18 protein-coding genes are annotated in these 21092 nt (G+C 72.8%); 4 read left to right on the top strand and 14 right to left on the bottom strand.

What is annotated here, in order from left to right:
- Positions 1-31: 31 nt before the first annotated feature.
- A complete protein-coding gene (locus OG357_RS23955) occupies positions 32-1303 on the bottom strand; it encodes an ATP-binding protein (RefSeq protein ID WP_329623107.1) in 1272 nt (423 codons plus the stop codon).
- A gap of 9 nt (positions 1304-1312) precedes the next feature.
- Positions 1313-1990 (bottom strand): response regulator transcription factor, encoded by a 678-nt coding sequence (locus tag OG357_RS23950; RefSeq protein ID WP_024757648.1) that lies wholly within the window; start codon positions 1988-1990, stop codon positions 1313-1315.
- A gap of 427 nt (positions 1991-2417) precedes the next feature.
- Here OG357_RS23950 and OG357_RS23945 point away from each other — a divergent pair, with 427 nt between their 5' ends.
- Entirely contained in the window at positions 2418-3938 is a 1521-nt protein-coding gene (locus tag OG357_RS23945; protein WP_329623106.1) for a peptide MFS transporter, read from the top strand.
- A 75-nt stretch (positions 3939-4013) separates the two neighbouring features.
- Here OG357_RS23945 and OG357_RS23940 read toward each other — a convergent pair whose 3' ends face one another.
- From OG357_RS23940 to OG357_RS23915, 6 genes are all read right to left on the bottom strand, one after another.
- Complete coding sequence (locus OG357_RS23940) at positions 4014-5570, bottom strand: hypothetical protein (protein WP_329623105.1); 1557 nt, start codon at positions 5568-5570, stop codon at positions 4014-4016.
- Between the two features lie 14 nt (positions 5571-5584).
- The gene (locus OG357_RS23935; RefSeq protein ID WP_329623104.1) at positions 5585-6652 is read right to left on the bottom strand and encodes a hypothetical protein; all 1068 of its coding nucleotides are present in this window, start codon (positions 6650-6652) and stop codon (positions 5585-5587) included.
- A complete protein-coding gene (locus OG357_RS23930; protein ID WP_329623103.1) occupies positions 6649-7470 on the bottom strand; it encodes a COG1470 family protein in 822 nt (273 codons plus the stop codon). Before OG357_RS23930 ends, OG357_RS23935 begins: the two co-directional genes overlap by 4 nt.
- Positions 7470-8171 carry a peptidase gene (locus tag OG357_RS23925; protein WP_329625678.1) on the bottom strand — a complete coding sequence of 234 codons (702 nt, stop codon included), beginning with the start codon at positions 8169-8171 and terminating at the stop codon, positions 7470-7472. The genes OG357_RS23930 and OG357_RS23925 overlap by 1 nt, the downstream gene beginning before the upstream one ends.
- Positions 8172-8339: 168 nt before the next feature.
- A complete protein-coding gene (locus OG357_RS23920) occupies positions 8340-8759 on the bottom strand; it encodes an ATP-binding protein (RefSeq protein ID WP_329623102.1) in 420 nt (139 codons plus the stop codon).
- Positions 8760-8833: 74 nt separating this feature from the next.
- Positions 8834-9205, bottom strand: coding sequence for an STAS domain-containing protein (locus tag OG357_RS23915; RefSeq protein ID WP_329623101.1), 372 nt, complete (start codon positions 9203-9205; stop codon positions 8834-8836).
- Between the two features lie 233 nt (positions 9206-9438).
- Here OG357_RS23915 and OG357_RS23910 point away from each other — a divergent pair, with 233 nt between their 5' ends.
- The 3 genes from OG357_RS23910 to OG357_RS23900 all read left to right on the top strand — a co-directional run bounded on the left by OG357_RS23910 (position 9439) and on the right by OG357_RS23900 (position 13880).
- A complete protein-coding gene (locus OG357_RS23910) occupies positions 9439-10338 on the top strand; it encodes an RNA polymerase sigma factor SigF (RefSeq protein ID WP_329623100.1) in 900 nt (299 codons plus the stop codon).
- Positions 10339-10542: 204 nt separating this feature from the next.
- Positions 10543-11739, top strand: a complete 1197-nt coding sequence (locus tag OG357_RS23905) for a DegT/DnrJ/EryC1/StrS family aminotransferase (RefSeq protein WP_329623099.1) — start codon at positions 10543-10545, stop codon at positions 11737-11739.
- Complete coding sequence (locus OG357_RS23900) at positions 11736-13880, top strand: lipopolysaccharide biosynthesis protein (RefSeq protein ID WP_329623098.1); 2145 nt, start codon at positions 11736-11738, stop codon at positions 13878-13880. The genes OG357_RS23905 and OG357_RS23900 overlap by 4 nt, the downstream gene beginning before the upstream one ends.
- Positions 13881-13886: 6 nt before the next feature.
- Here the strand turns inward: OG357_RS23900 and OG357_RS23895 are convergent, their stop codons facing one another.
- From OG357_RS23895 to OG357_RS23870, 6 genes are all read right to left on the bottom strand, one after another.
- Complete coding sequence (locus tag OG357_RS23895; RefSeq protein ID WP_329623097.1) at positions 13887-14948, bottom strand: glycosyl hydrolase; 1062 nt, start codon at positions 14946-14948, stop codon at positions 13887-13889.
- A complete protein-coding gene (locus OG357_RS23890) occupies positions 14945-15397 on the bottom strand; it encodes a hypothetical protein (protein WP_329623096.1) in 453 nt (150 codons plus the stop codon). The genes OG357_RS23895 and OG357_RS23890 overlap by 4 nt, the downstream gene beginning before the upstream one ends.
- 66 nt (positions 15398-15463) lie before the next feature.
- Complete coding sequence (locus OG357_RS23885; RefSeq protein ID WP_329623095.1) at positions 15464-17446, bottom strand: hypothetical protein; 1983 nt, start codon at positions 17444-17446, stop codon at positions 15464-15466.
- A gap of 115 nt (positions 17447-17561) precedes the next feature.
- Positions 17562-18371 (bottom strand): polysaccharide deacetylase family protein, encoded by an 810-nt coding sequence (locus tag OG357_RS23880; RefSeq protein ID WP_329623094.1) that lies wholly within the window; start codon positions 18369-18371, stop codon positions 17562-17564.
- Complete coding sequence (locus tag OG357_RS23875) at positions 18368-19729, bottom strand: glycosyltransferase (protein WP_443066720.1); 1362 nt, start codon at positions 19727-19729, stop codon at positions 18368-18370. The genes OG357_RS23880 and OG357_RS23875 overlap by 4 nt, the downstream gene beginning before the upstream one ends.
- Before the next feature lie 239 nt (positions 19730-19968).
- A complete protein-coding gene (locus OG357_RS23870; RefSeq protein ID WP_329623093.1) occupies positions 19969-21060 on the bottom strand; it encodes a GNAT family N-acetyltransferase in 1092 nt (363 codons plus the stop codon).
- Positions 21061-21092 lie beyond the last annotated feature (32 nt).

Raw genomic sequence — 21092 nt, 5'->3', positions numbered from 1 at the left:
CTTCCGTCGTACCTGACCGCCCCGTACCGAGCTACCGTACGGGGCGGTCGCGCGTCTCGTCCGAGACGCTCCTGACCTCCCGGCTCAGGAAGAGCGCGAAGATCGGCGGGTGCTCCTTGAGCAGTTCCAGGCGCCCGCCGTCCGCCTCCGCCAGGTCGCGGGCGACGGCCAGGCCGATGCCCGTGGAGCTGCGACCGCTCACCGCCCGCTCGAAGATCCGCGCGCCGAGGTCGGACGGGACGCCCGGCCCCTCGTCCGTGACCTCGATCACCGACTGGTTGCCGGTGACCCGGGTCCGTACGGCGACGGTGCCGCCGCCGTGCATGAGCGAGTTCTCGATCAGCGCCGCGAGGACCTGGGCGACCGCGCCCGGGGTGCCGACGGCCCGCATCCCCTGCTTGCCCGAGTGCACGATGGCCCGCCCCGCGCTGCGGTAGGCCGACCGCCATTCCTCCAGCTGCTGCTTGACGACCTCGTCGAGGTCGAAGGCGACGGCGGAGCCCGTGCGGGGGTCCCGGGAGTTGGTCAGGAGCCGTTCGACGACGTCGGTGAGCCGCTCGACCTGGGTGAGCGCGATCGTCGCCTCCTCCTTGACCGTGTCCAGGTCGTCGGCGAGGGCGACCTCCTCCAGGCGCATGGAAAGGGCCGTGAGGGGCGTACGGAGCTGGTGCGAGGCGTCGGCGGCGAGCCGGCGCTCGGCGGTCAGCATCCGGGCGATGCGCTCGGCGGAGGCGTCGAGGACGTCCGCGACCCGGTCGAGCTCGGGCACCCCGTACCGCTTGTGCCGGGGCCGGGGGTCGCCGGAGCCGAGGCGCTCGGCGGTCTCCGCCAGGTCGGTCAGCGGGGACGCCAGCTTGTCGGCCTGGCGGATGGCGAGGAGGACGGCGGCGATCACGGCGAGCAGCGCCACCGCGCTGATGATCAGGAGCGTGCGGCCGACCTCGGCGGTGACCGTGGAACGGGACTCCTCGACGACCACGGTCTCGCCGCGCTCGCCCTCGGCGAGGCCACGGATGACGTCACCGTCGGGGCGGGTGCCGATCTCGATGGTGTCGCGGCCGGGGATGCGGATCTGCGCGTACCGCTTGGCGCCGCTCTGCTCGGCCAGGATGTCCGGGTTGACCGGCTCGCCGCCGATGAGCCGGCTGTCGACGATGGAGACGATCCGCAGCGCCTCCGAGTCCACGCTCTCCTGCGCGCTGCTGGAGATCGTGCGGGTCTCGACGATGACGAGGGAGACGCCGAAGACGGCGATGACGACGAGCACCACGGCGAGCGTGGAGTTGATCAGACGGCGGCGCAAGACGCTTTCCTAGCTCTTTTCGAAGCGGAAGCCGACTCCGCGCACGGTGGCGATGTAGCGCGGGTTGGCGGCGTCGTCGCCGAGCTTCTTGCGGAGCCAGGAGATGTGCATGTCGAGGGTCTTGGTGGAGGACCACCAGGTGGTGTCCCAGACCTCGCGCATCAGCTGGTCGCGGGTGACGACCCGGCCGGCGTCCCGGACCAGGACCCGGAGCAGGTCGAACTCCTTGGCCGTGAGCTGGAGCTCCTCGTCGCCCATCCAGGCGCGGTGCGACTCGACGTCGATCCGTACGCCGTGGGTCGAGGGGGCGACGACGGGCTCGCTGGAGCCGCGCCGGAGCAGGGCCCGGACCCGGGCGAGGAGCTCGGCGAGGCGGAAGGGCTTGGTGACGTAGTCGTCGGCGCCCGCGTCGAGCCCGACGACGGTGTCGACCTCGTCCGCCCGCGCGGTGAGGACCAGGATCGGGACCGCGTGGCCCTCGGCGCGCAGCCGCCGGGCGACCTCCAGGCCGTCCATGCCGGGCAGCCCCAGGTCGAGTACGACCAGGTCCACGCCGCCCTGGAGTCCGGCGTCGAGGGCGGTCGGACCGTCCTCGCGGACCTCGACCTCGTACCCCTCTCTCCGCAGGGCACGGGCCAGCGGTTCCGAGATGGATGCGTCGTCCTCGGCGAGCAGTACACGGGTCATGGGGTGATGGTAGTCCGCACGGCCACCGGGCCGTGGCGGGATCCGTTCGGCCCGGGTGACCCCTCCGTATCCTGTGGGCATCCTGTTCATGACCTTGGAATGGCCTTGCGTGGTTGCATTACCGCCTGTGATCCATCTCTCAAGTCCTTCCATATCCGGCACTGTCGTGTCGTATGGTGGCTCGACGTCTGTAGCGGTAATCGGGGACCTTTGGCCAGCTTCATGCGCCAAGGTCCTCTTTCTGCGTGAGGTCGGCTCCGCCGATCCTCGAAGACAGTGAACGACCTGTGGGCCGGGTTCCGGGACGCGATGACGCGCCTCCCGGGGCGTGGATCCCGGCGGAGTCCAACGGCTCTGCCGGTGCCGGCCTCCCCCACCGGGCGCACCCCGCTCACAAGGCGAGCGTCCCGACAGAGCAAGGATCGACATGGCGTCCAGCCTGACGACGGCTTCGACCGGAACCCCTGGTTCCGGGAAGACGTTCCTCGGCCACCCCCGCGGCCTGGCCACCCTCTTCTTCACCGAGATGTGGGAGCGCTTCTCCTACTACGGCATGAGGGCTCTTCTCGTTCTGTACTTGGTCTCCGGCGGCGCGGACGCGGCCACCGGCAGCCAGGGCGGCGGCCTCGCGATGACCGCGGCCACGGCCACGGCGATCTACTCCGTGTACGTGTCGATGGTCTACCTGATGGCCATGCCCGGCGGCTGGTTCGGCGACCGCGTCTGGGGCGCCCGCAAGACCGTCACCATCGCCGGTTTCGTGATCATCGCCGGTCACGTCTCGCTGGCCCTCCCCGGCCAGGCGATGTTCTTCGTCGGCCTCGCGCTCGTCGCGGCCGGCTCCGGTCTCCTCAAGGCCAACATCTCGACGATGGTCGGCCACCTCTACGACGGCCCGGACGACCCGCGCCGTGACGGTGGCTTCACGCTCTTCTACATCGGCATCAACCTGGGTGCCTTCGTGGCGCCCTTCGTCGTCGGCACGATCGGCGAGAAGGTCAACTGGCACCTGGGCTTCGCCCTCGCCGCCGCCGGCATGGCGCTCGGCCTCGCGTGCTTCCTGTCCTTCAGCAAGAGCCTGAGCCCGAAGAGCAACCTCGTCCCGAACCCGCTCTCCTCCGAGGAGCGGAAGGCCATCCTGGTCAAGGTCTCGCTCGTCGCCGTGCTCGTCGCCGTCTTCTACGGCGTCGTCGTGGCCCTGGGCATGTACACCCTGAACTGGGCGCTCGTCCCGATCACCCTCGCCGGTCTGATCATCCCGGTCGCCGTCCTCGTCCGCATCAAGCGCGACAAGGACCTCGACAAGACCGAGCAGTCGAAGATGACCGGCTACATCTGGTTCTTCGTCGCCGCCGCCGTCTTCTGGATGATCTACGACCAGGGCGGCTCGACCCTGGCCCTCTTCGCCGACGGCAAGACCGCCGACAGCGTCTTCGGCTTCGGCTTCCCGGCCACCTGGTACCAGTCCCTGAACCCGCTGTTCGTCATGGCGCTGGCCCCGGTCTTCGCCTGGCTGTGGCTGTGGCTGGCCCGGAAGAACCAGGAGCCGAACACCATCGTGAAGTTCGCGATGGGTCTCGTCCTGGTCGGCGCGTCCTTCTTCGTCTTCATCGTCCCGATGAACATGGCGGGCGACGGCACCAAGGTCTCCCCGATGTGGCTCGTCTCGATCTACATGATCCAGACCATCGGCGAGCTGTGCCTCTCCCCCGTCGGCCTCTCCGTCACGACGAAGATGGCGCCGCAGAAGTACGCCTCCCAGATGATGGGTGTCTGGTTCCTCGCCGTCACCGCCGGCGACTGCACCACCGGTCTGCTCTCGCTGGCCGGCGTCGACCTCAACGGGACAGGGATCATCGCGATGGAAGCCTCATTGGCCGTCCTCGCGGGCTTCGCGATCTACATGTACCGCAAGAAGGTCCAAGGGCTCATGGGCAGCGTCCACTGACGCCGTCCCCCGCAGGACATGCGAAGGCCGCCGCACCGGTTCCGGTGCGGCGGCCTTCGCCGTTCATCGGCGCTCTCAGCGCCTCAGCCGCGCCCACGGTGTGAAGGTGAACACCGCGCCGCCGAGGAGGATGACCGTGCCCGCGACCAGGGCGAGGGCGCGCAGGGCGCCGTCGCTCTCGGCGCCGGTCTCGGCGAGGTTCTCACCGGAGGAGCCGCCGGAGGCCGCCGCGCTGCCGCCGGAGCCCGAGCCCGAGCCGGAGCCCGAGCCGGAGCCCGACGCGCTCGAACCGCCGTCGGAGCCGCCGCTCGCCCCGCCCGCCTGCTTGCTCGTGTCCAGCTCAAGGGAGGCGTTCACCGCGCCCTTGACCTGGCACGGGATGTCCATCTTGGCGGAGCCGAGCGTGACCTTGATGGTCAGCGCGCCCGGGCTGAGCGTGGACTTCCCGGTCGCGCCGGGCTTGTACGTGCCCTTCATGTCCTCCAGGCTCACCGGGGCGCCCGCTTCGACCGCGGTGGGGTTGGGGGCGCCGGTGACCAGCACCGTGCCGCTGTCGGCCCCGCCGATCTTGACCGCCATGGTGGGGACGAGAGCGCCCTTGGGGAGGGGAGCCGGGCTGTTCATGACGCCCTTGGCCGTCTTGACGGTGAGGTCGTAGACGGCGCCGTTCTTCTTCGCGCTGATCGTCACCTTGGAGTTGATGTTCGGCGGGCCGGGGGACGTGCAGGTGAAGGCGACGGTGACTTCCTTGCCCGGGAAGTCGGTCTGCCCGCCGCTGCCGCCGGAGGAGCCGCCGGTGGAGGTCGAGCCACCGGCGGAGCTGGAGCTTCCTCCAGAGGTCGAGCTGCCGCCCGAGGTGGAGCTGCTGCCAGAGGTGGAGCTGCCGCCCGAGCTGGACGTCGAGCTGCCCGTACCGGCGCTGCCCGTGTGCCCGCCGGAAGTGGTCGTGCTGCTGCCCCCGGAGGTGGTGGTACTGCTGCCCCCGGACGTCGTGGTGCTGCTGCCGCCCGAGGTCGTCGTACTGCTGCCGCCCGAAGTGGTCGTGCTGGAACCACCCGAGGTCGTGGTGCTGGAGCCGGAGCTGCCACCGGAGGTGGTGCCCCCGGCCGCCGTCACCTTGATCGTCGCGGCGACCGGGACGGCCTCCTTCGGGGTGCACTTCGTGTCCGTCGACAGCGGCTTGGACACGTTGATCGTGTACTTGTCGGGCGTCAGCGTGATGTCGCCCGCCGCGGTCAGCTTCAGCTTCCCCTTCATCTCGGGCAGCACCATCGGACTGTTCTTGGGGATCGGCGGGTTGCTCCGCGGTCCCTCCATCGCGACGGTGCCGCTCCCCGCGCCGCCCACCTTCAGGACGCCGCTCGGCTTCACCGTGTCCGCCCCGAGGTCGAGCACGTCGGGGTTCTTCGAGGCGGCCTGGACCGTCTTCCAGACGATCTCGACCTCGTCGCCGACCTTGGCCTCCGCCGGTGCGGTGACGAGCACCTTCGTGGTGCCCTGCACCGGCGGGAGACCGGAGATGGACGGTGGGATGCACTCCGTCTTGTACGAGACCTCGGCGGCCTGTGCGGGGCCGGCGGAAATCAGGATCCCCGCGCCGCCGAGCATCAGCGCGACCCCGGCCGCGCTCATCCTCCGTTGCGTACTCACGCATGTCCCTTCGTCGTCGGACTGCTCTCTGGCGCTGACGGTGCGGAGTCAGGGCTGAACCACGGCAGGACCGTGGTCGGTTCGTCGTCCCTCGCGTCGCCGTCGGCGGGGGCGGGGACGGACGTGCGGGTACGGCGGCGCAGTGCGGCCGTACGAGTGCGGGGAACGCGGCCGGCCGGGCGTCCGGCGGTCGGGCGGCCCGCGGGCCGGGCGCGGTCGACCACGGCCATCCCGATCCGGAACAGCGCCGCCGGCACGACGACGGCGAGCAGCACCCAGAACAGCGTCACGCCCCAGGGGCGGCCCACCCCCCACGGCTGCTCGACGAGGACCTTGCCCGCGTACCGGACGGAGACCTGGTAGTCGCCGTGCGCGCCCGCCGTGAGTTCGGCCGGGAGCCGGACCAGGGCCTTCTTGCCGGGTTCGATCGTGCCGCGCCACTGGCGTTCCTCGTACTGCGGCGCGAAGACGCCGTGGCTCGTGCCGACTTCGAAGACCGGGTCCTTGACGGCGGCCGAGCCGAGGTTGCCGACGGTGAAGACGACCTCCCGGCGCGGCGGCGCCCCGAACCAGACGAGGAGGCCACTGGAGCCGTCGAGGCGGACGGACGCGAGGACGGCGAGCCGCCCGTTGCCCGAGGCCTCGGGGAGCGGGGCCGTGGGGTGTCCGGCGACCGTGAACGCCTTGTCGACCGCGTCCTGTTGGCCCGTGACACCGGCCACGTGCACCACGCAGGGGCAGGGTTTGGGCGGTTCGGAGACCGGGAGTTTCGTGCTGAACGCTCCCCTGGCGTCGACGGTGGCGGCCCGGCCCTCGCTGTTGGCGCAGGAGTTGGTGCCGCCGATGATGCCCTTGCCGGGCGCGGACTGGCCGCAGATCAGGAGCATGAGCAGCGCGCCCGGTTTCCAGCCGCTGCCGCTGACGGTGATCGTGCCGCCCTTGCCGCCCTCGGCCTGGGAGAGCTCGACCACGGGCCCGGGCGCGGCCGTCGCGGTGACCGCGGGCGGCAGTACGAGGGCGAGGGCCGCCAGGAGGGCGGCGGCAGCCGTACGGATCGTCCTCATGGTGTCGCTCCCTCCGGGGCTCGCTGGGTACGGGACCTGCGGCGCCGCCACGCCGCGTACCCGCCGCCCGCCACCGCGAGGAGCAGTCCCGCCGTCCCCGCGAGTGCGGGGCCCTCGGCGAAGGCGGCCTCGGTACGGGCGGCCGCGGGGACCGCGCCGGGGGCGCCGGCGGTCAGCCGGACGGTGACGGAGTCGAGGGCGGGCGGATCGGGCCAGGGTTCGGTGCGGGTGACCCGCTCGCCGGGGCGCAGGGTGAGCGGCAGGGCGCGCTCCGGCCGGTCGAGGACCGTGCCGAGGAGGCCCTCGGCACGGACCGCGAGGGTCGGGGCGAGGACCGTCGTACCGCGGTTGACCAGGGTGTAGCGGAGGCCGCCGGCGGCCTCGTCGACGCGGACGTCCTCGACGGTGAGCGCGGCGAGGCGCGGGCCGCTCACCCGCAGGAGCAGCTCCACGCTCAGCTCGCGTCCGGCGGCCGTGGCGCGGACGGTGCCCCGGTGGGCGCCGGGCGGGGTGTCCGCGGTGACGGTCACGGCGAACGGCACGTCCGCCCGGGTCCTGGCCGGCACGGTGACGGTCCGCGCGGCGAAGGCCACCGGTGCGCCCTCGCCCGCGAGTCGTACGGTGAGCGGCCGCGCGCCCGGGTTGGTCACCGACAGGGTGTCCTGGAGGACGCTCCCCGCGGGGCCCTCCAGATAGGCGTACGGCCGTCCGGCGGCGGGTGCCGCCGTCCAGGCCGGGGCTCCGGGGGGAGCCGCCGCGACCGCGCCGACGAGGGCGGTCGCGGCGGCCACGAGCCCGGAGCGCACCGCCGCCCGCATCAGCGTGCCGTGCGCCGCGTGAGCCAGAGGACTCCGGCGGCGCCGGTCAGCAGGACGGTTCCACCGAGGGTCCCGAGGGCCAGGGCGGAGTCGAGCGGGCCGGTCTTGGGCAGTTCGGTCCCGGAGCCGTTGTCGTCGTCCTCGCCGTTGTCGTTCTCGGCCGGCGGGGTGTCGTCCCCGCCCGCGACCCCGGTCACGTCGAGCTCCAGCGAGGGCGCGGGGTTGTTCTTCGGCTTGCACTCGGCCGCGTCCATGCCGAGGGCGTGCACGATGAGGGTGCCGGCCGTGAAGGTGACCTTGCCGTTCTTCGTCGGCGTGAACGTCCCGGTCAGCGTGCCGATCTTGATGGGGGTGTCCGGCGGGATGGCGGCCGTGTTCGGCGTGCCCTTGACCTTCACCGTGCCCGACGCGGCCCCGCCGAGGACGAGCTCGGCGCGCGGGGTCATGACTCCCTTGGGGAGTTCGATCGGGCTGTCGGAGACGCCCTTCTCGAAGGACATCGTGATCGTGTAGCCGCTGCCGCTCTTGACGGCCTTGATGTCGACGGGCGAGACGGCGTCCTTCGGGCCGATCTTCGTCACGCACGCGTAGTTCACATCGACGACGGTCGCCTGGGCGGTCGGCGCGGCGGTCAGCACGGCGGCGCCCGCCACCGCGACCGCCGCCGTGAGACCGGCGGCCGTTCTCCTTCGGTTCGGCACCTTGGACACCCGAGCACCCCTCACCGCAACGTAACTGACGGTCTTTCAGATTGGCCGTCAAGGTACGCCGGGGGCCTCACGGAGGGAAGGCAGAGGAACAGGTGAACTTGTGAAAGTCCCCGGGGGCGCCCGCGGAGGGCGCCTCGGCGAGTACCTCAGGCGGGTGACTCAGGCGGGTGCGGCCAGTTCGGCCCAGACCGTTTTGCCCGGGGCGCCGGGTGTGCGGTCGATGCCCCAGTCCAGGCAGAGCCTCTGGACGATGAACATGCCGTGGCCGCCGGGCCGTCCGGAGCGGTGCGGGGTGCGGGGCGCGGGCTGTCCGGCGCCGCGGTCGGTGACTTCGAGGCGTACGACCTGGTCTCCGCGCAGGACGCGCAGGCGCTCGGGGCCCTCGGCGTGCAGGCAGGCGTTGGTGACGAGCTCGGAGACGACGAGCAGGACGTCCTCGGCGGCGGCCCTGCGGTCGGCGGTGGCGGCCGGGAGCCACCCCCACTCCTGGAGCGCCGACCGCGTGAAGTCGCGGGCGAGCGGGACGGTGCCGCTGGTCTCGCCGAGGGCGAGCGTACGGACGTCGGAAGCTTGGTCCATCAGCGCTTCACCTCACCGATTGACGAGACAGAGGGGTGGGACGTACGGAGCGGATGCGGAGCGACCGCCGCGCCTCAGCCGGGGAGGGCCGTGTCGAGCGTGTCGTGCAGCGTGAAGACGGCCTCCGCACCGGTGATGTGGAACACCCGGGCGACAGCGGGCCGCATCGCCACCAGATGGACCCCGCCGCCCGCGGCGTCCGCCCTCAGCCGGGCGCCGAGCAGCACGTTGAGCCCGGTCGAGTCGCAGAAGTCGAGGCCCGAGCAGTCGACGACGAGCCGCGAGCGGCCCACGTCGAGCGCGGCGTCGAGTGGCGTGCGCAACAGTTCGGCGGTGTGGTGATCCAGCTCACCCACAGGCGTGAGGAGTTCGCTCCCCGCGTCCACGGTCCGGGCCTCGACCCGCAGCCGCGCGGGCTGCGCGCTGCCGATGTGCTGGCGGTCCATGGCCGTGCCTCTTCTCGCTCTCGCGGCTGCCGACTGACGTGCGTCGAACCCTACAAGCGGGGCACCCTCCGACGCACACGCGGCCTACATAAACCGTGACAAAGCGGATTATTGACACTTGCAACCATCGCGGTCCACCAGGTAGGGCTAGAAGGGAACACCTGAAAGAACACCCGACACGACCGGCCTCGGAGGCGCCGCAAACCGCAGCAGAAGAACAATGGAGGAGACCCATGTCACCCCGGCTCGACGTCCCGCGCACCCCCGACGCGCCGTCGGCAGCAGTCCCCCTCGACCACCTGCCCGCCCAGCGCCCCGCCATGCGCGACGACCTGTCCGACCGGCCCCTCGACCGCATCGGCGCGGTCGACGCGCGCGCCCTGTCGAAGCAGCTCTTCGCGCGGCTCGCCGTCCTGGAGGAGGGCACCCACGACCACGCGTACGTCCGGAACACGCTCGTCGAACTCAACCTGGCCCTCGTGAAGTTCGCCGCCTCCCGGTTCGGCAGCCGCAGCGAGCCGATGGAGGACATCGTCCAGGTCGGCACGATCGGCCTCATCAAGGCGATCGACCGCTTCGAGCTGACCCGGGGCGTCGAGTTCCCCACCTTCGCCATGCCGACGATCATCGGCGAGATCAAGCGGTTCTTCCGCGACACCTCGTGGTCCGTGCACGTCCCCCGCAGGCTCCAGGAGCTCCGGCTCGACCTCGCGAAGGCCGGTGACACGCTCGCCCAGCGCCTCGACCGCGCCCCCACCGTCGCCGAACTCGCGGAGGAGCTCGGGATCTCCGCGGAGGAGGTCGTCGAGGGCATGACCGCCAGCAACGCGTACACCGCGAGCTCGCTCGACGCCAAGACCGAGGAGGACGAGGCCGGCAGCGGGGACAGCACCCTCGCCGACCGGATCGGCTACGAGGACGACGGGCTCACCGGCATCGAGTACATCGCCTCCCTCAAGCCGATGATCGCCTCGCTGCCCGCCCGCGAACGGCACATCCTCTCCCTCCGCTTCGTCTCCGGCATGACGCAGTCCGAGATCGGCACGGAGCTCGGGATCTCGCAGATGCACGTGTCCCGGCTCCTCTCCCGCACCCTCGCCCGGCTGCGCCGCGGTCTCACTCTGGAGGAATGACCTCCGTCGGCTCCCCCGAGCCGTCAAGATGGCTCCGGAAAGGGCCCGTTCACGGTCGCGTTCTCGATCCGCCGACCCGGAACGGGCCCTTCCGTACGACCGCGCGTGCAGCACCGCACCAGGCCGATCGCGCGCCCGGAAGGCCTTGTTGACGCGCCGTCCGGATTGGGCCACATTGAGCCCGGGGATTCAGGGGGGAATCACATGGTTTCTGCGTACGCGGAACTGGAAGGGCGGATGCGCGACCGGCTCGGGGGCAGGGAGTGCCTCTACGTGCCGTCGTGCCGCTTCGGTCTCTACCTCGCGCTGCGCCACTGGTGCGAGCCCGGCGGCCGGGTGCTGATGTCACCGGTCAACGACGACGTGATCTTCTTCGTCGTCCTCGCCGCCGGGCTCCGCCCGGTGCAGGCACCGCTCGACCCCCGGGACGGGTCGATCGACACGGCGGCCGTCCCGGAGTCCGTCTGGCGCGGCCTGTCCGCGGTCCTCACCACCAATCTGTACGGGAATCCCGACCCGGCCCCGGAGCTGCGGGCCCACTGCGACCGGCTCGGCATCCCGCTGATCGAGGACGCGGCCCACGCGATCGGCTCCACCGTCGGCGGGCGCCCGGTCGGCACGTACGGCGAGGCCTCCGTCTTCAGCCTCTCGAAGCACACCGCCGCCAAGACCGGCGGCTTCGTCGCCCTCGCCGACCCGGCGCTGCGCGAGGAACTCACCGCCGCGCGCGACGCGTTGCTGCACCCGACCCGTACGACCGGCGAACTCGCCTACCTGGCACGGCCGTACGCGGAGGCCGCCGTGCGCGGCATGCGCCTCGTACGGGCCGCGCGCGCGACGGTGCGGCTGCTCGGGATGGAGGAGCGGGAGGAGATCCGGATGCCGCTCCGCGCCGACGAGCTGCTGCGGGCCCTGCCGGCCGCGCCCGCGCTCGCCCCCTTCCACTCCTGGGTCCGGGTCGACATGCACGACTACCGGCTCCGGCCGGGCCCCGGACGGCTTCGCCGCACCACCCGCAAACTGGCCCGGCTCGACGGCGTCCTCGCCGCCCACCGCTCGGGCACGGCCCTGCTCCTGGCGAGCGAGTACGGCACGCCCGGGGCGGCGGACGAGCCGGCGCAGCCGCTGTTCCGCGTACCGCTGCTCGTCGAGGACCGGGACGCGGCGATCGCCGCCCTCGCCCGGCACCGGATCACCACCGGCTACGTCTACGACCCGCCGCTCGACACCTACGCGGGCGAGGCGTTCACCGACCTCTCCCCCGCGCCGGAGGCCGCCGCCCGGTTCGCCCGGCACGCCCTGCCGGTGGACCCGCGCCGCGCGGACGAGGTCCTCGGCGTGCTGCGCGCGTCCGGGACCCGGCCGGCGCGCCTGTCGGAGGCCCCCGGCGGCGCCCGGTGACCGACACCGTACGGCTGCGGGAATCGGGCACGGCGGCGGAGACCGGGGAGACCTCGGCCGACGCCGTGCCGGAACCCTCCGGGGAGCAGCACGGGAAGGGCGAATCCGGCGAGAGCTCCATGTTCCGCAACGCCTACGCGCTGATGCTCTCCACCGGCGTCTCCGCCGCCCTCGGGCTCGGCTTCTGGCTGGTCGCGGCCCGCTACTACACGGAGGAGGCCGTCGGCCAGGGCTCCGCCGCCATCGCCGCGCAGCGGATGCTCGCCTCGCTGACCGCGACGACGCTGACGGGCGCGGTCGTCCGGTACGTGCCCCGGGCCGGGCGCGCCACCGGGCCGCTCGTGGTCCGCCTCTACCTGGTCAGCACGGCGGTCGTGGCCGTCGCCTGCGGCGTCTTCCTGCTCACCCTGGACTGGTGGGGACCCTCGTACGCCCCGCTCGGCACCGTGTCCGCCGGGATCTTCTTCACCGCGGCCAGCATCGGCTGGGCCCTGCTCACCCTCCAGGACGCGGTCCTCACCGGACTCAGACGGGCCGTCTGGGTCCCCGTCGGCAACGCCGTCTTCTCGCTCGGCAAGCTCGTGCTGCTCGTCGTCCTCGCCGTCGGCGTGCCGGTGCTCGGCGTCTTCGTCTCCTGGGCGGCGGCCATCGTGCTCTCCGTCGTGCCGGTCGGCTGGCTCGTCTTCCGGCACCTGATCCCCCGGCAGGCGCACGCCGACCGGGACCGCGAGCCGCCCACCCTGCGCGAGATCGGCCGCTTCCTCGCCGGGGACTCCGTCGGCTCGGTCTTCAGCCTGCTGATGATCAGCCTGCTGCCGATGATGGTCGCCGTCCGCTTCGACGCCGCCCACAACGCCTTCTTCTACACGGCCTACACCGTCGGCGGCACGATGGAGTTCATGGCCATCAACATGGCCTCCTCGCTCACCGCGCACGCCTCGCACAGCCCCGAGTCCCTCGCCGAGGGGGTCAGGGGAGCGCTGCGCCGGATGGCGCTGCTGCTTGTCCCGGTGGTCCTCGTCCTCGTCGTCTTCGCGCCGCTGATCCTCGCGCCCTTCGGCGGGGAGTACGCCCGGAACGGCACGACCGTGCTGCGGCTGCTCGCCGCCGCGGCGCTCCCCCGGGTCGCCGTCGAGCTGTACATCGGGGTGCTGCGCGTCCAGGGCCGTACGGGCATGCTCGCCGCGCTCCAGGGCGCGATGTGCGTGATGGTCCTCGGCAGCGCGGTCTTCCTCCTCGGGCCCTTCGGCATCGCCGGAGCGGGGTACGCCGTGCTCGGCTCGATGACCCTGATGGCGGTGGCGTCCGTGCCGGGCCTGCGGGCCACGCTCAAGGGCCGGGCGCCGGTCGAGGGGGCCAGGGCGGCCGCGCGGGTGAAGGAGCGCGCGGAGGACGGGTACGGCACGAACTGGGCGCGGGAGAGCGCCTATCTGCGGGGGACGCACGACTCGGTGACGCCCGCGTTCGGCATCCCCGTGTACGTACCCCGGCAGCGGACGGACGAGCCGACGATCACTCCCGCGCGGCGGGAGGCGGGGGGTACGGACCGGCCGGACGGGCCCGACCGGACGACGGCCCGGCTCCGGCTGTGGCTCTGGCTGTCCCTCGGCCTGGCCGCCGTGCTGTTCTGGCTCCCGCTCGCCGGGGCCGGCGCCCTCGACGTGGAGCGGCTCTCCGGGACCGGTCTGCTGACCGCGCTCCCGCCCGTCACGCTGCTCGCGGGGCTGCTGCTCGTCGCCCTCCAGGGCGCCGCCGTCGGCCTCCGCGCCTTCCGGCCGGCGTTCGCCGGAGCGGTCCTGCTCGCCACCTTCCTCGCCCTGCACACCGCACCGCCCCTGCTGGGCCTGGGGCCCGCGGCGGCCGGCGGCCCGGGCGCGGAACTCCTCGGCGAGGCCGCGGGACCTGCGGCGGTCGTGACCCCGATCGTGCTCCAGGCGCTGTGCCTGCTGCTCGCGGCCCTGTTGCTGTGGGTCCTCGGCGTGGCCGACCGGGTCACAGCGGGCGTGGTGTGGGTGCTCGTCTGGGCCGGATGGGCGGGGCAGCAGGCCTTCGCCGCCGCCCCGCTCCCGCTCTTCCTGGGCCTGGCCGGCGCCACGATGGCGGTCTGCGCCTTCCGCGGTGTGGCGGCGGGCCGCCGTTAGGAGTGGTCAGCGGCGCGGCAGGGGCTGCTTGAAGTACGGGTCCTGGCCGGCGATCCGGTAACCCTCCAGGCCCGGCCCTGAGTCGACCGTCAGGTCGCACCCGGGCCCGGGCACGGCACGGTTCCAGTGCACGTACGCCTTCGCCTCCGGCAGCGTCGGCGCCACTCCCGGGATCGCGGTGTACCAGTCGCGCTGCCGTGCGGGCTGCTTCGGGTCGGGGGCGGTGGAGAACTCGGAGAGCATGATCGGCTTGTCGGCGGAGATGTTCTTCCGGAGCCAGTCGTAGCTGGGGCGCTGGCTCTTGTCGAAGTCGAGCCAGTTCGGCGACTTGTGGCAGAGGTAGTAGTTGTACTGGTCCATGCCGATCCAGTCGACGTAGTCGTCGCCGGGGTAGAGCCGCTTCATCAGGGTGTCGTTGCCGAGCCAGCCGGAGACGGTCCAGACCCACACCACGTTGGTGACGCCCAGCTTCTCGAAGCGGTCGCGGACGTGGCGGTAGGCGGCGACGTACTCCTCCGGGGTCCCGGCGCCCTGCTCGATGCGGAAGTCGGCCTCCTGGTCGAAGGAGAAGAAGACCCGCTTGCCGTACTCCTTGACCCGGAGGGCCTGCGGGTCGATGACCGAGGTGTCGTACGTGCCGGCGGCGATGTTCTTCCAGCCCAGCTGCTTCTCGGTCCAGTCGGCGTGGTGTTTCTCGGTCCACACCGTGGACTCCCAGGCCAGCATGAGGAGTCGGTCCCGGCCGAGCTCCCGCTCGTCGGGGGTGAGCAGCTCGCCGTCGGCCTTGCTCCCCGACATGTCGTGGTACGTGTAGACGAGGTCGAGCTTGCGGCCGATCTTCTTCTCGAAGGCGTACACCGGCCGGGTGAGCGAACTGTCGCTGTCGTACGGGATGTACGCGCCCCACCAGGCGCCACAGGGTGCGACGAGCGAGGTGTCGGGCGCACAGCGGTCGTCGTCCTCGGAGAGGGTCGACCAGACGCCTATGCCGGCGGTCAGCGCGCCGACGGCGGCGAGTGCGATCACGAGCCGGGTCCAGGGGTCGGCCCGGCCGTGGCGCCCGGTCATGCGCCGGACCTTCGTTTGCGGAACCGGGCCGCGAGCAGGGACGTAGGCCCGGCGGTGCCGGCGCCGTCACGCTCGACGGCGCCGCGCGTGGCGGCCGGCAGCGGCACCCCGGGCAGGATCGCGGCGATGGTCACGAAGAGGGCGAGGGCGACGAGGAAGGCGGTGAGCGAGAAGGTCTTCGTCAGGAACAGGGTGGTCGCGGTGAGCGTGGCCACGGAGAGGCTGACGGGCGCGGCGAGCGCCAGCGCCTCCAGACGGGCACCGGGCCGCAGTCCGAGGGGCTGCGGGAGCAGCAGCGCGAGGCCCGGCGCGAGGACGACGAAGGCGAGGACGGGGATCCAGCGCAGCGGGGAGCCGCCGGGGAACGCGGTCGCGGCGAGCGCGACCCATCCCGAGGCCGCGAGGGCGGCTCTGCGCTGGACTCGCGGGGTCAGACGTGGGCCGGTCATGGCGTACCTACTCCTCGTGCGTGCGGATGTGCCTGCGTGGGTCCGGGACGTGTGCGGGGCGGCGGGTCAGCCGGTGGTGGTGGGCCGGTAGCGGAGGACGAGTCCGTACCGGCTCTCCTCCACGACCTCGAAGAGCGGGGATCTCTTGAGCGCGTCGCGGAGGGTGTCGAAGCCGCCCTCCGGGAGGTAGCCCTCGCCGATGACGGCCTCGCCCTGGGTGGGGGTGAGGATCACGTAGGCCGGGCGGCCCTCGGGGATGCCGCCGGCGAGGTAGCCGGCCGGGTCCTTCAGCATGCGGAGGTTCTCGTCGACCTCCTGCTCGGTGAAGAACCAGCGCTCGTAGTGGTCGTACCGGTAGTACGAGTCGGCGAAGGCGCCGGTCGCGGCGAGGATCAGGGCCCCCTCGGGCGCCCGGTCGAAGGCGCGACGCGTGAGCGCGGTCTCGCCGGGCGGCGCGTAGTGCATGCCCTCCTTGCCGTAGTACGAGGGCAGGAAGCCGGCGAGCAGCGCGACGAGGGTGACGGGCAGGGCGACGGCGGCCGTGCGGCGGGCGATGGCGGCGGCCCGGCTCGCGGCCCCGACGGCGGGGACGAGCGCGGCGGCGGCGAAGAAGGCCGAGCCGGGCAGGCCGAAGAGGTAGACGCGGAAGATCATCTCGCCGCCGTAGTCGTTGACGGCGAACATCGGGAGGGGCGCCGCGGCGGCCAGGACCAGCGGCAGGGCGCTGCGGGCCAGCTTGCGGCGGAGCAGGACAGCGGCGGCGGCGAGGCCGCCGAGGGCGAGGACCATCAGGACGTTGGCGCTGCCGACGAGTTCCGGGCCGGGGCCGGTGGGGTCGCCGGCGAAGCCGGGACGGGAGTTGCCGAGGAGGTCGCCGGCCTTCTCGCGCAGGGTGCCGAGGGTGTCGAGGAAGAGCTCCCGTCCCATGGTGAGGTTCCAGACCAGCATGATCAGGCCGGTGGTGGCGAGGAGCCCGAGGTTGCGGTAGCGGCGGGTGAGGCAGAGGGCGAAGAGGCTCGCGCACAGCATCACGGGGGTGAGCTGGTGCGAGGCGTTGATGGTGGCGATGATCGGGACCAGGAAGAGGACGGCGACCGCGCGCTGGCGGGTCGTCGTGGGCGGCGGGACGGCCGCGGCGGCCGGGTCGAGTCCGGAGCGGTCGCGGAGCGCGCCCGCCGAGCCGGGCAGCACGAAGTGCCGGACGACGACGGCGAAGACGGTGAGGTAGAGCAGGTAGGAGAAGCCCTGCGGGGAGAGGTAGTCCTGGCCGACCCAGTTCGCCAGCTGGAAGATCCACACGCCGGTCCACACGAGCCGCCAGTCGTCGCTGAAGGTGCGGTAGACGAGGATGAGGACGGGCACGGTGAGCAGGCCGAGCGCGACCGGGGCCCAGTTGATGAACGAGGCGGCGGCGTCGACGCCGAAGGCGCGGACGAGGGCCGCGTCGAGGGAGAAGAAGCCGGGCCACTGGTCGTAGGCGGACATGCCGCCGGAGAGCTCGCGCCCGGGGTGGACGGTGCCCTCGGTGAGCAGCCTGCTGATGATCGCGTCGTGCTTGGAGGCCCAGGCGTAGCGGACGGTGTCGTAGAGGATCGCGGGCGGTGCCTTGAGGGCGACGAGCATCGCCGCGCAGTAGGTGGCGGGCCAGAGGGGCGCGGTACCGGCGCGGCGGAGGGTGAGGACGAAGCCGCCGGTCAGGACGGCGAGGGCGGCGTAGAAGGCGAGGGGGAAGCGGTCGAGGAGGCCGAACTCCTCGATGGACCGGAAGTCGATCTGGGGCAGCGCCCACAGCCAGAGAACGGCGGCGAGGAGGAGCGGGGCGAGGTTGAAGGCGGCCGGGGACCGGAGCGCGGCGAGGGGGCCGGACCGGGGCCGGGGGGTCGGAGTCGTCCCGGCTTCCCGTTGCGCGGCTTCCCGTTGCGGGGCCCCTCGCTCCGCGGCTTCTCGTTCCGTGGCTTCTCGCTCCGTGGCCTCCCGGTCCTTCGGAGAGGGCTGTGACGGTACGCCGTCGCTCCCGGTGACCGGTGTTGATGGCACATGGTGCTGCACGACGGCTCTCCCCCCACTGTCCCCTTGGTGAAACAAAGGAACGTACTTCGGTTTTGTACGCACATTCAATCCCCGGCTCCGGCACGGGAGTTGACGATCTTGCCGACGGTGTGGCTCAGCCGGCGAACTCGGGTCCGTTGAGCAGGGCGCGGGTCCTGCGGTACATCCGCCAGCCGATCGTCGGCAGCGAGTCCGGGTACGGCGCGGCCTTCGCGCCGCGGCCCTCCATCCACTGCCCGATGTCGGCGACGGTGTGATCACGGCGCAGGATGAGCCGGGCGATGCGGTAGATCTCGTCCGACTCGGAGCTGAGCGCGTGCCGGACGGCGACCGCCGAGGTGTACCCGGCGGCCGCTACGGCCCGGCGTACGGCGGGGCTGTTGTAGCCGTGCGGGTAGGCCAGGTGCCGCACCTCGTGCCCGAGGACGTCCTCCAGGACCGTCTTCGCCTCGCGCAGTTCGCGCCGCAGGAGGTTGGGCGCGAGGGTGTCGAGCTGCGGGTGGGTGACGGTGTGGGCGCCGACCTCCATTCCGTACTGCGCCAGGCGCGGGGCCTGGGACAGGGTCATCATCGGCGCGGGCGGCAGCAGACAGGGCCGGCCGGGCGTGATGGCCCCCGTGGTGAGGTAGACGGTGGACGGCAGGTCGCGGGCGGCGAGCGCCTCGGCCGTCGGTCCGACGAGGTCGGCGAAGCCGTCGTCGAAGGTGAGGACGACGGGGCGGGGCGGCAGCGGGGTGCCGGTGGCGAAGTGCGCGGCGAGCGTGCCGACGGTGATCGCGGTGCGCCCGCTGGCGACGATCGCGTCGAGCTGGGAGGCGAACTCCTTGGGGGAGACGGTGAATTCGGCGATCCAGTCCGGAGGGTCGTCCATCACGGCGTGATAGAGGAGGACGGGTATCCGGGTGCGGAGGGGGACGTTCGTCATCGGGCCGCCGCCTTCCGCAGACCGGCCTGCGCGACGCGGGCCTTCGCGTAGCCGATCGGTCCGTACAACATGCCGCGTCGCTCCAGTCGGGAGAGGCTCCTGGGCCAGGGGTGGTGCTGGGTGCCGTGTTCGCCGGGGACTCCGCCGCCGTCGCCCTCGCCGCGCTGGGCGGTCATGGACCGTGCGTACGCGAGGCCGCGCGGCAGCCGGGTGAGCAGCGCGGGCAGCATGCGGGGGCGGCGGACCAGGGTCGCGGTGAGGTACGCGGTGAGGCCCGCGCCGTAGCCGTACGCCTGGTTCCGCAGGTCCTGCCAGGTCTCCCGGTGGTGGTGCCAGACGAGCGCCTCGGGTGTGTAGCGGAGGCGGAAGCCGGCGGAGAGGACGGCGACGAAGGCGTACAGGTCGTCGCCGCCCTTGGCCGGGGTCCCGGTGCCGGTCGCCGGGTCGAAGCCGCCGGCCTGGCGGAGGGCGGCCGCCCGGAAGGCCATGTTGGCGCCGGAGCCGAAACTGCCCGCGGTGAACGGGAACATCGGCTCGTCGGCGGGCGGTCGTGCGGAGTCGTACAGGCGGGGCGCGAAGCCCTTGGCGAAGCCGCCGTGCGATTCGAGGAGGACCTGGGCGGGGGTGCTCAGGCGGGCGGGCAGGATCAGGCCGGTGACGCAGCCGAGACCCGGGTCGGCGGCGAACGGCTCCGTGAGGGCGGTCAGCCAGCGCGGGTCGGCGATCACGTCGTCGTCGGTGAAGGCGAGGACCTCGCCGTCGGCGGCGGCGGCGCCGGTGTTGTGGGCGACGGCGAGCCCGGGGGTGTCCTCGCGGACGTACCGGACGCGGCCGGCGTACTTGTGGGTGACCAGGTCGTGGGTGTCGGTGGTGCGGGGCGCGTTGTCGACGACGATCAGTTCGTGGTCGGGGTGGTCCTGGGCGAGGAGCGAGTCGAGGGCGCGGGCGAGGGACTCGGGGCGCTCGCGGGTGGCGACGATCACGGAGGCGCGGGGCGGGGTGGCGGGGGTCCCCCCGGACCGCGGCACCTCCCGTTTCGAGGCGTGATGTTCGGCTTCGGTACGTGGCCGGGCGGCGGTCTCGACGCGCTCGCGCGCGAGGGCGCCGAGGACCTCGGCGGGGTCCTCGCCCTCCCGCACGGCACCGATGACGGTGGCCGCGGGCCGGCCCCGGAGCCGTACGAGCGCGTACACGTCACCGGGCGCGAGGGGCGGCCCGCCGGGCGCGGGGCGCAGGGCCGTGACGGGCCCGTCGGGTGTGTCGAGGTCGAGGTCGAGCTCGGCGACGGAGACGGCGCGTGGAGGCGGGGCGGGTGGGTCGGGGCGGGTGCTCGGTCGACTGCTCGATCGGCTGCTCAACGGGGATCCCCCAGGGGAGTACGGCGGCGGGCGCGGGCTCGACGGCTAGGGAGGCGGCGGGGCGGAACCGGCGCGCGCGGGGACGAGAGATGCGGGTGCGACGGTGCTGGGTGCGGGTGCGACGGCGCTGGGTGCGGGTGCGACGGTCGCTGGTGCGGGTGCGGGTGCGACGGGTGCGAAGGCGAGGGGTGCGGGGGTGACGGGCGTGGCCTCGGCACGCACCGCCGCTGCCGCGGCGGCTATCGGTTCCCCCGCAGCCGGGCGAGCCCGTTGAGGGTGGCGCGGGCCCGGGCCGCGAGGGCCGGCCGGTCGCGGACGAAGCGGTGGGCGCGCCGGGCGGGCTCGCGCCCGAGCCAGTGCAGGGCGGCGCGCGCGCCCGGGACGAAGACGGCCCCCTCGTACACCGTCAACTCCCCGGTCTTCAGGGCGTCCTTGTACTCGGCGTCGCCGCGCCCCAGGTCGAGCATCCCGATCCCGGCGGCGGCCGCGCCCTCGGCCATCCGCAGATGGAGGACGAGGCCGGGCGAGTACTTCGCGAACTCGGGGTCGTACGCCGGGAACCAGCAGGACAGCACGGTCCCGGACCGCAGTCCGAAGTGGGCGGCGATGGGCCGCTCGCCCACGTACAGCACGGACAGGACGCCGGAGCAGCCGGGCGTGCGCTGCTCGTGGAGGCGGCGGACGAGGGTGGTGATCCACTCCTTGGCGAAGCGGTCGCCGCGCCCGGTCCTGCGGTACTGGGCGGACTTCCACCCCATGAGGGTGCGCAGCGCGGCCGGGTCGCGCTCGTCGAAGACGAAGCGCACCTCGCCGTCAGCCTGGCGGCCGAGCTTGCGCTCCTTGGCGAGGGTGGTCTTGAGGAACTTGGGCGACTGGACGCGCAGCAGCGCCTCGTAGGCCGCGTACCCCTCGCCGACGTCGATCACGGGCGAGGCGAAGGACTCGGTGGCGGCGCCCTCGAAGACGGGCTGGCCGGCCTCCAGGTTGTCGAACTCCCACACCACGGCCCCGCAGGCGCGCAGCACCGCGCGGGTGCCGGGCCGCAGTCCGGGTCGCAGGACGGCGCCCTGGCTGTCGGAGACGCCGAAGCCGATGGCCCGCCCCTGCCCCAACGCCCCCTTCTCGTACGGGAGGAAGCCGACCGGCTCGTCCCCCTCCCACCACACGGCGACCCGCGAGCGGGGGCGCACCTGGGCGACCGCCCGCGTGAACTCCGGTTCCATGAAGGGGTTCGCGGGTGCGCCGGACGTGGCGCGCAGTTCCCGCCACGCCTCGATCTCGCGCTCGCTCAGCTCCCCCGGCCTCACGATCCGCACACGAAAAGCACTCACCTTGCCGACCCCCCGGTCCCCTGAGTACTGCC

It is taken from the genome of Streptomyces sp. NBC_01255, from assembly GCF_036226445.1.
Classification (GTDB): Bacteria; Actinomycetota; Actinomycetes; order Streptomycetales; family Streptomycetaceae; genus Streptomyces.
This window is presented reverse-complemented; position numbering and strand designations above follow the sequence as displayed.

Coding starts and splice junctions, on each gene's coding strand:
- OG357_RS23950 (WP_024757648.1), bottom strand. CDS start 1,990: ATGACCCGTGTACTGCTCGCCGAGGACGACGCATCCATCTCGGAACCG.
- OG357_RS23945 (WP_329623106.1), top strand. CDS start 2,418: ATGGCGTCCAGCCTGACGACGGCTTCGACCGGAACCCCTGGTTCCGGG.
- OG357_RS23940 (WP_329623105.1), bottom strand. CDS start 5,570: ATGAGCGCGGCCGGGGTCGCGCTGATGCTCGGCGGCGCGGGGATCCTG.
- OG357_RS23935 (WP_329623104.1), bottom strand. CDS start 6,652: ATGAGGACGATCCGTACGGCTGCCGCCGCCCTCCTGGCGGCCCTCGCC.
- OG357_RS23930 (WP_329623103.1), bottom strand. CDS start 7,470: ATGCGGGCGGCGGTGCGCTCCGGGCTCGTGGCCGCCGCGACCGCCCTC.
- OG357_RS23920 (WP_329623102.1), bottom strand. CDS start 8,759: ATGGACCAAGCTTCCGACGTCCGTACGCTCGCCCTCGGCGAGACCAGC.
- OG357_RS23915 (WP_329623101.1), bottom strand. CDS start 9,205: ATGGACCGCCAGCACATCGGCAGCGCGCAGCCCGCGCGGCTGCGGGTC.
- OG357_RS23910 (WP_329623100.1), top strand. CDS start 9,439: ATGTCACCCCGGCTCGACGTCCCGCGCACCCCCGACGCGCCGTCGGCA.
- OG357_RS23905 (WP_329623099.1), top strand. CDS start 10,543: ATGGTTTCTGCGTACGCGGAACTGGAAGGGCGGATGCGCGACCGGCTC.
- OG357_RS23895 (WP_329623097.1), bottom strand. CDS start 14,948: ATGACCGGGCGCCACGGCCGGGCCGACCCCTGGACCCGGCTCGTGATC.
- OG357_RS23890 (WP_329623096.1), bottom strand. CDS start 15,397: ATGACCGGCCCACGTCTGACCCCGCGAGTCCAGCGCAGAGCCGCCCTC.
- OG357_RS23880 (WP_329623094.1), bottom strand. CDS start 18,371: ATGACGAACGTCCCCCTCCGCACCCGGATACCCGTCCTCCTCTATCAC.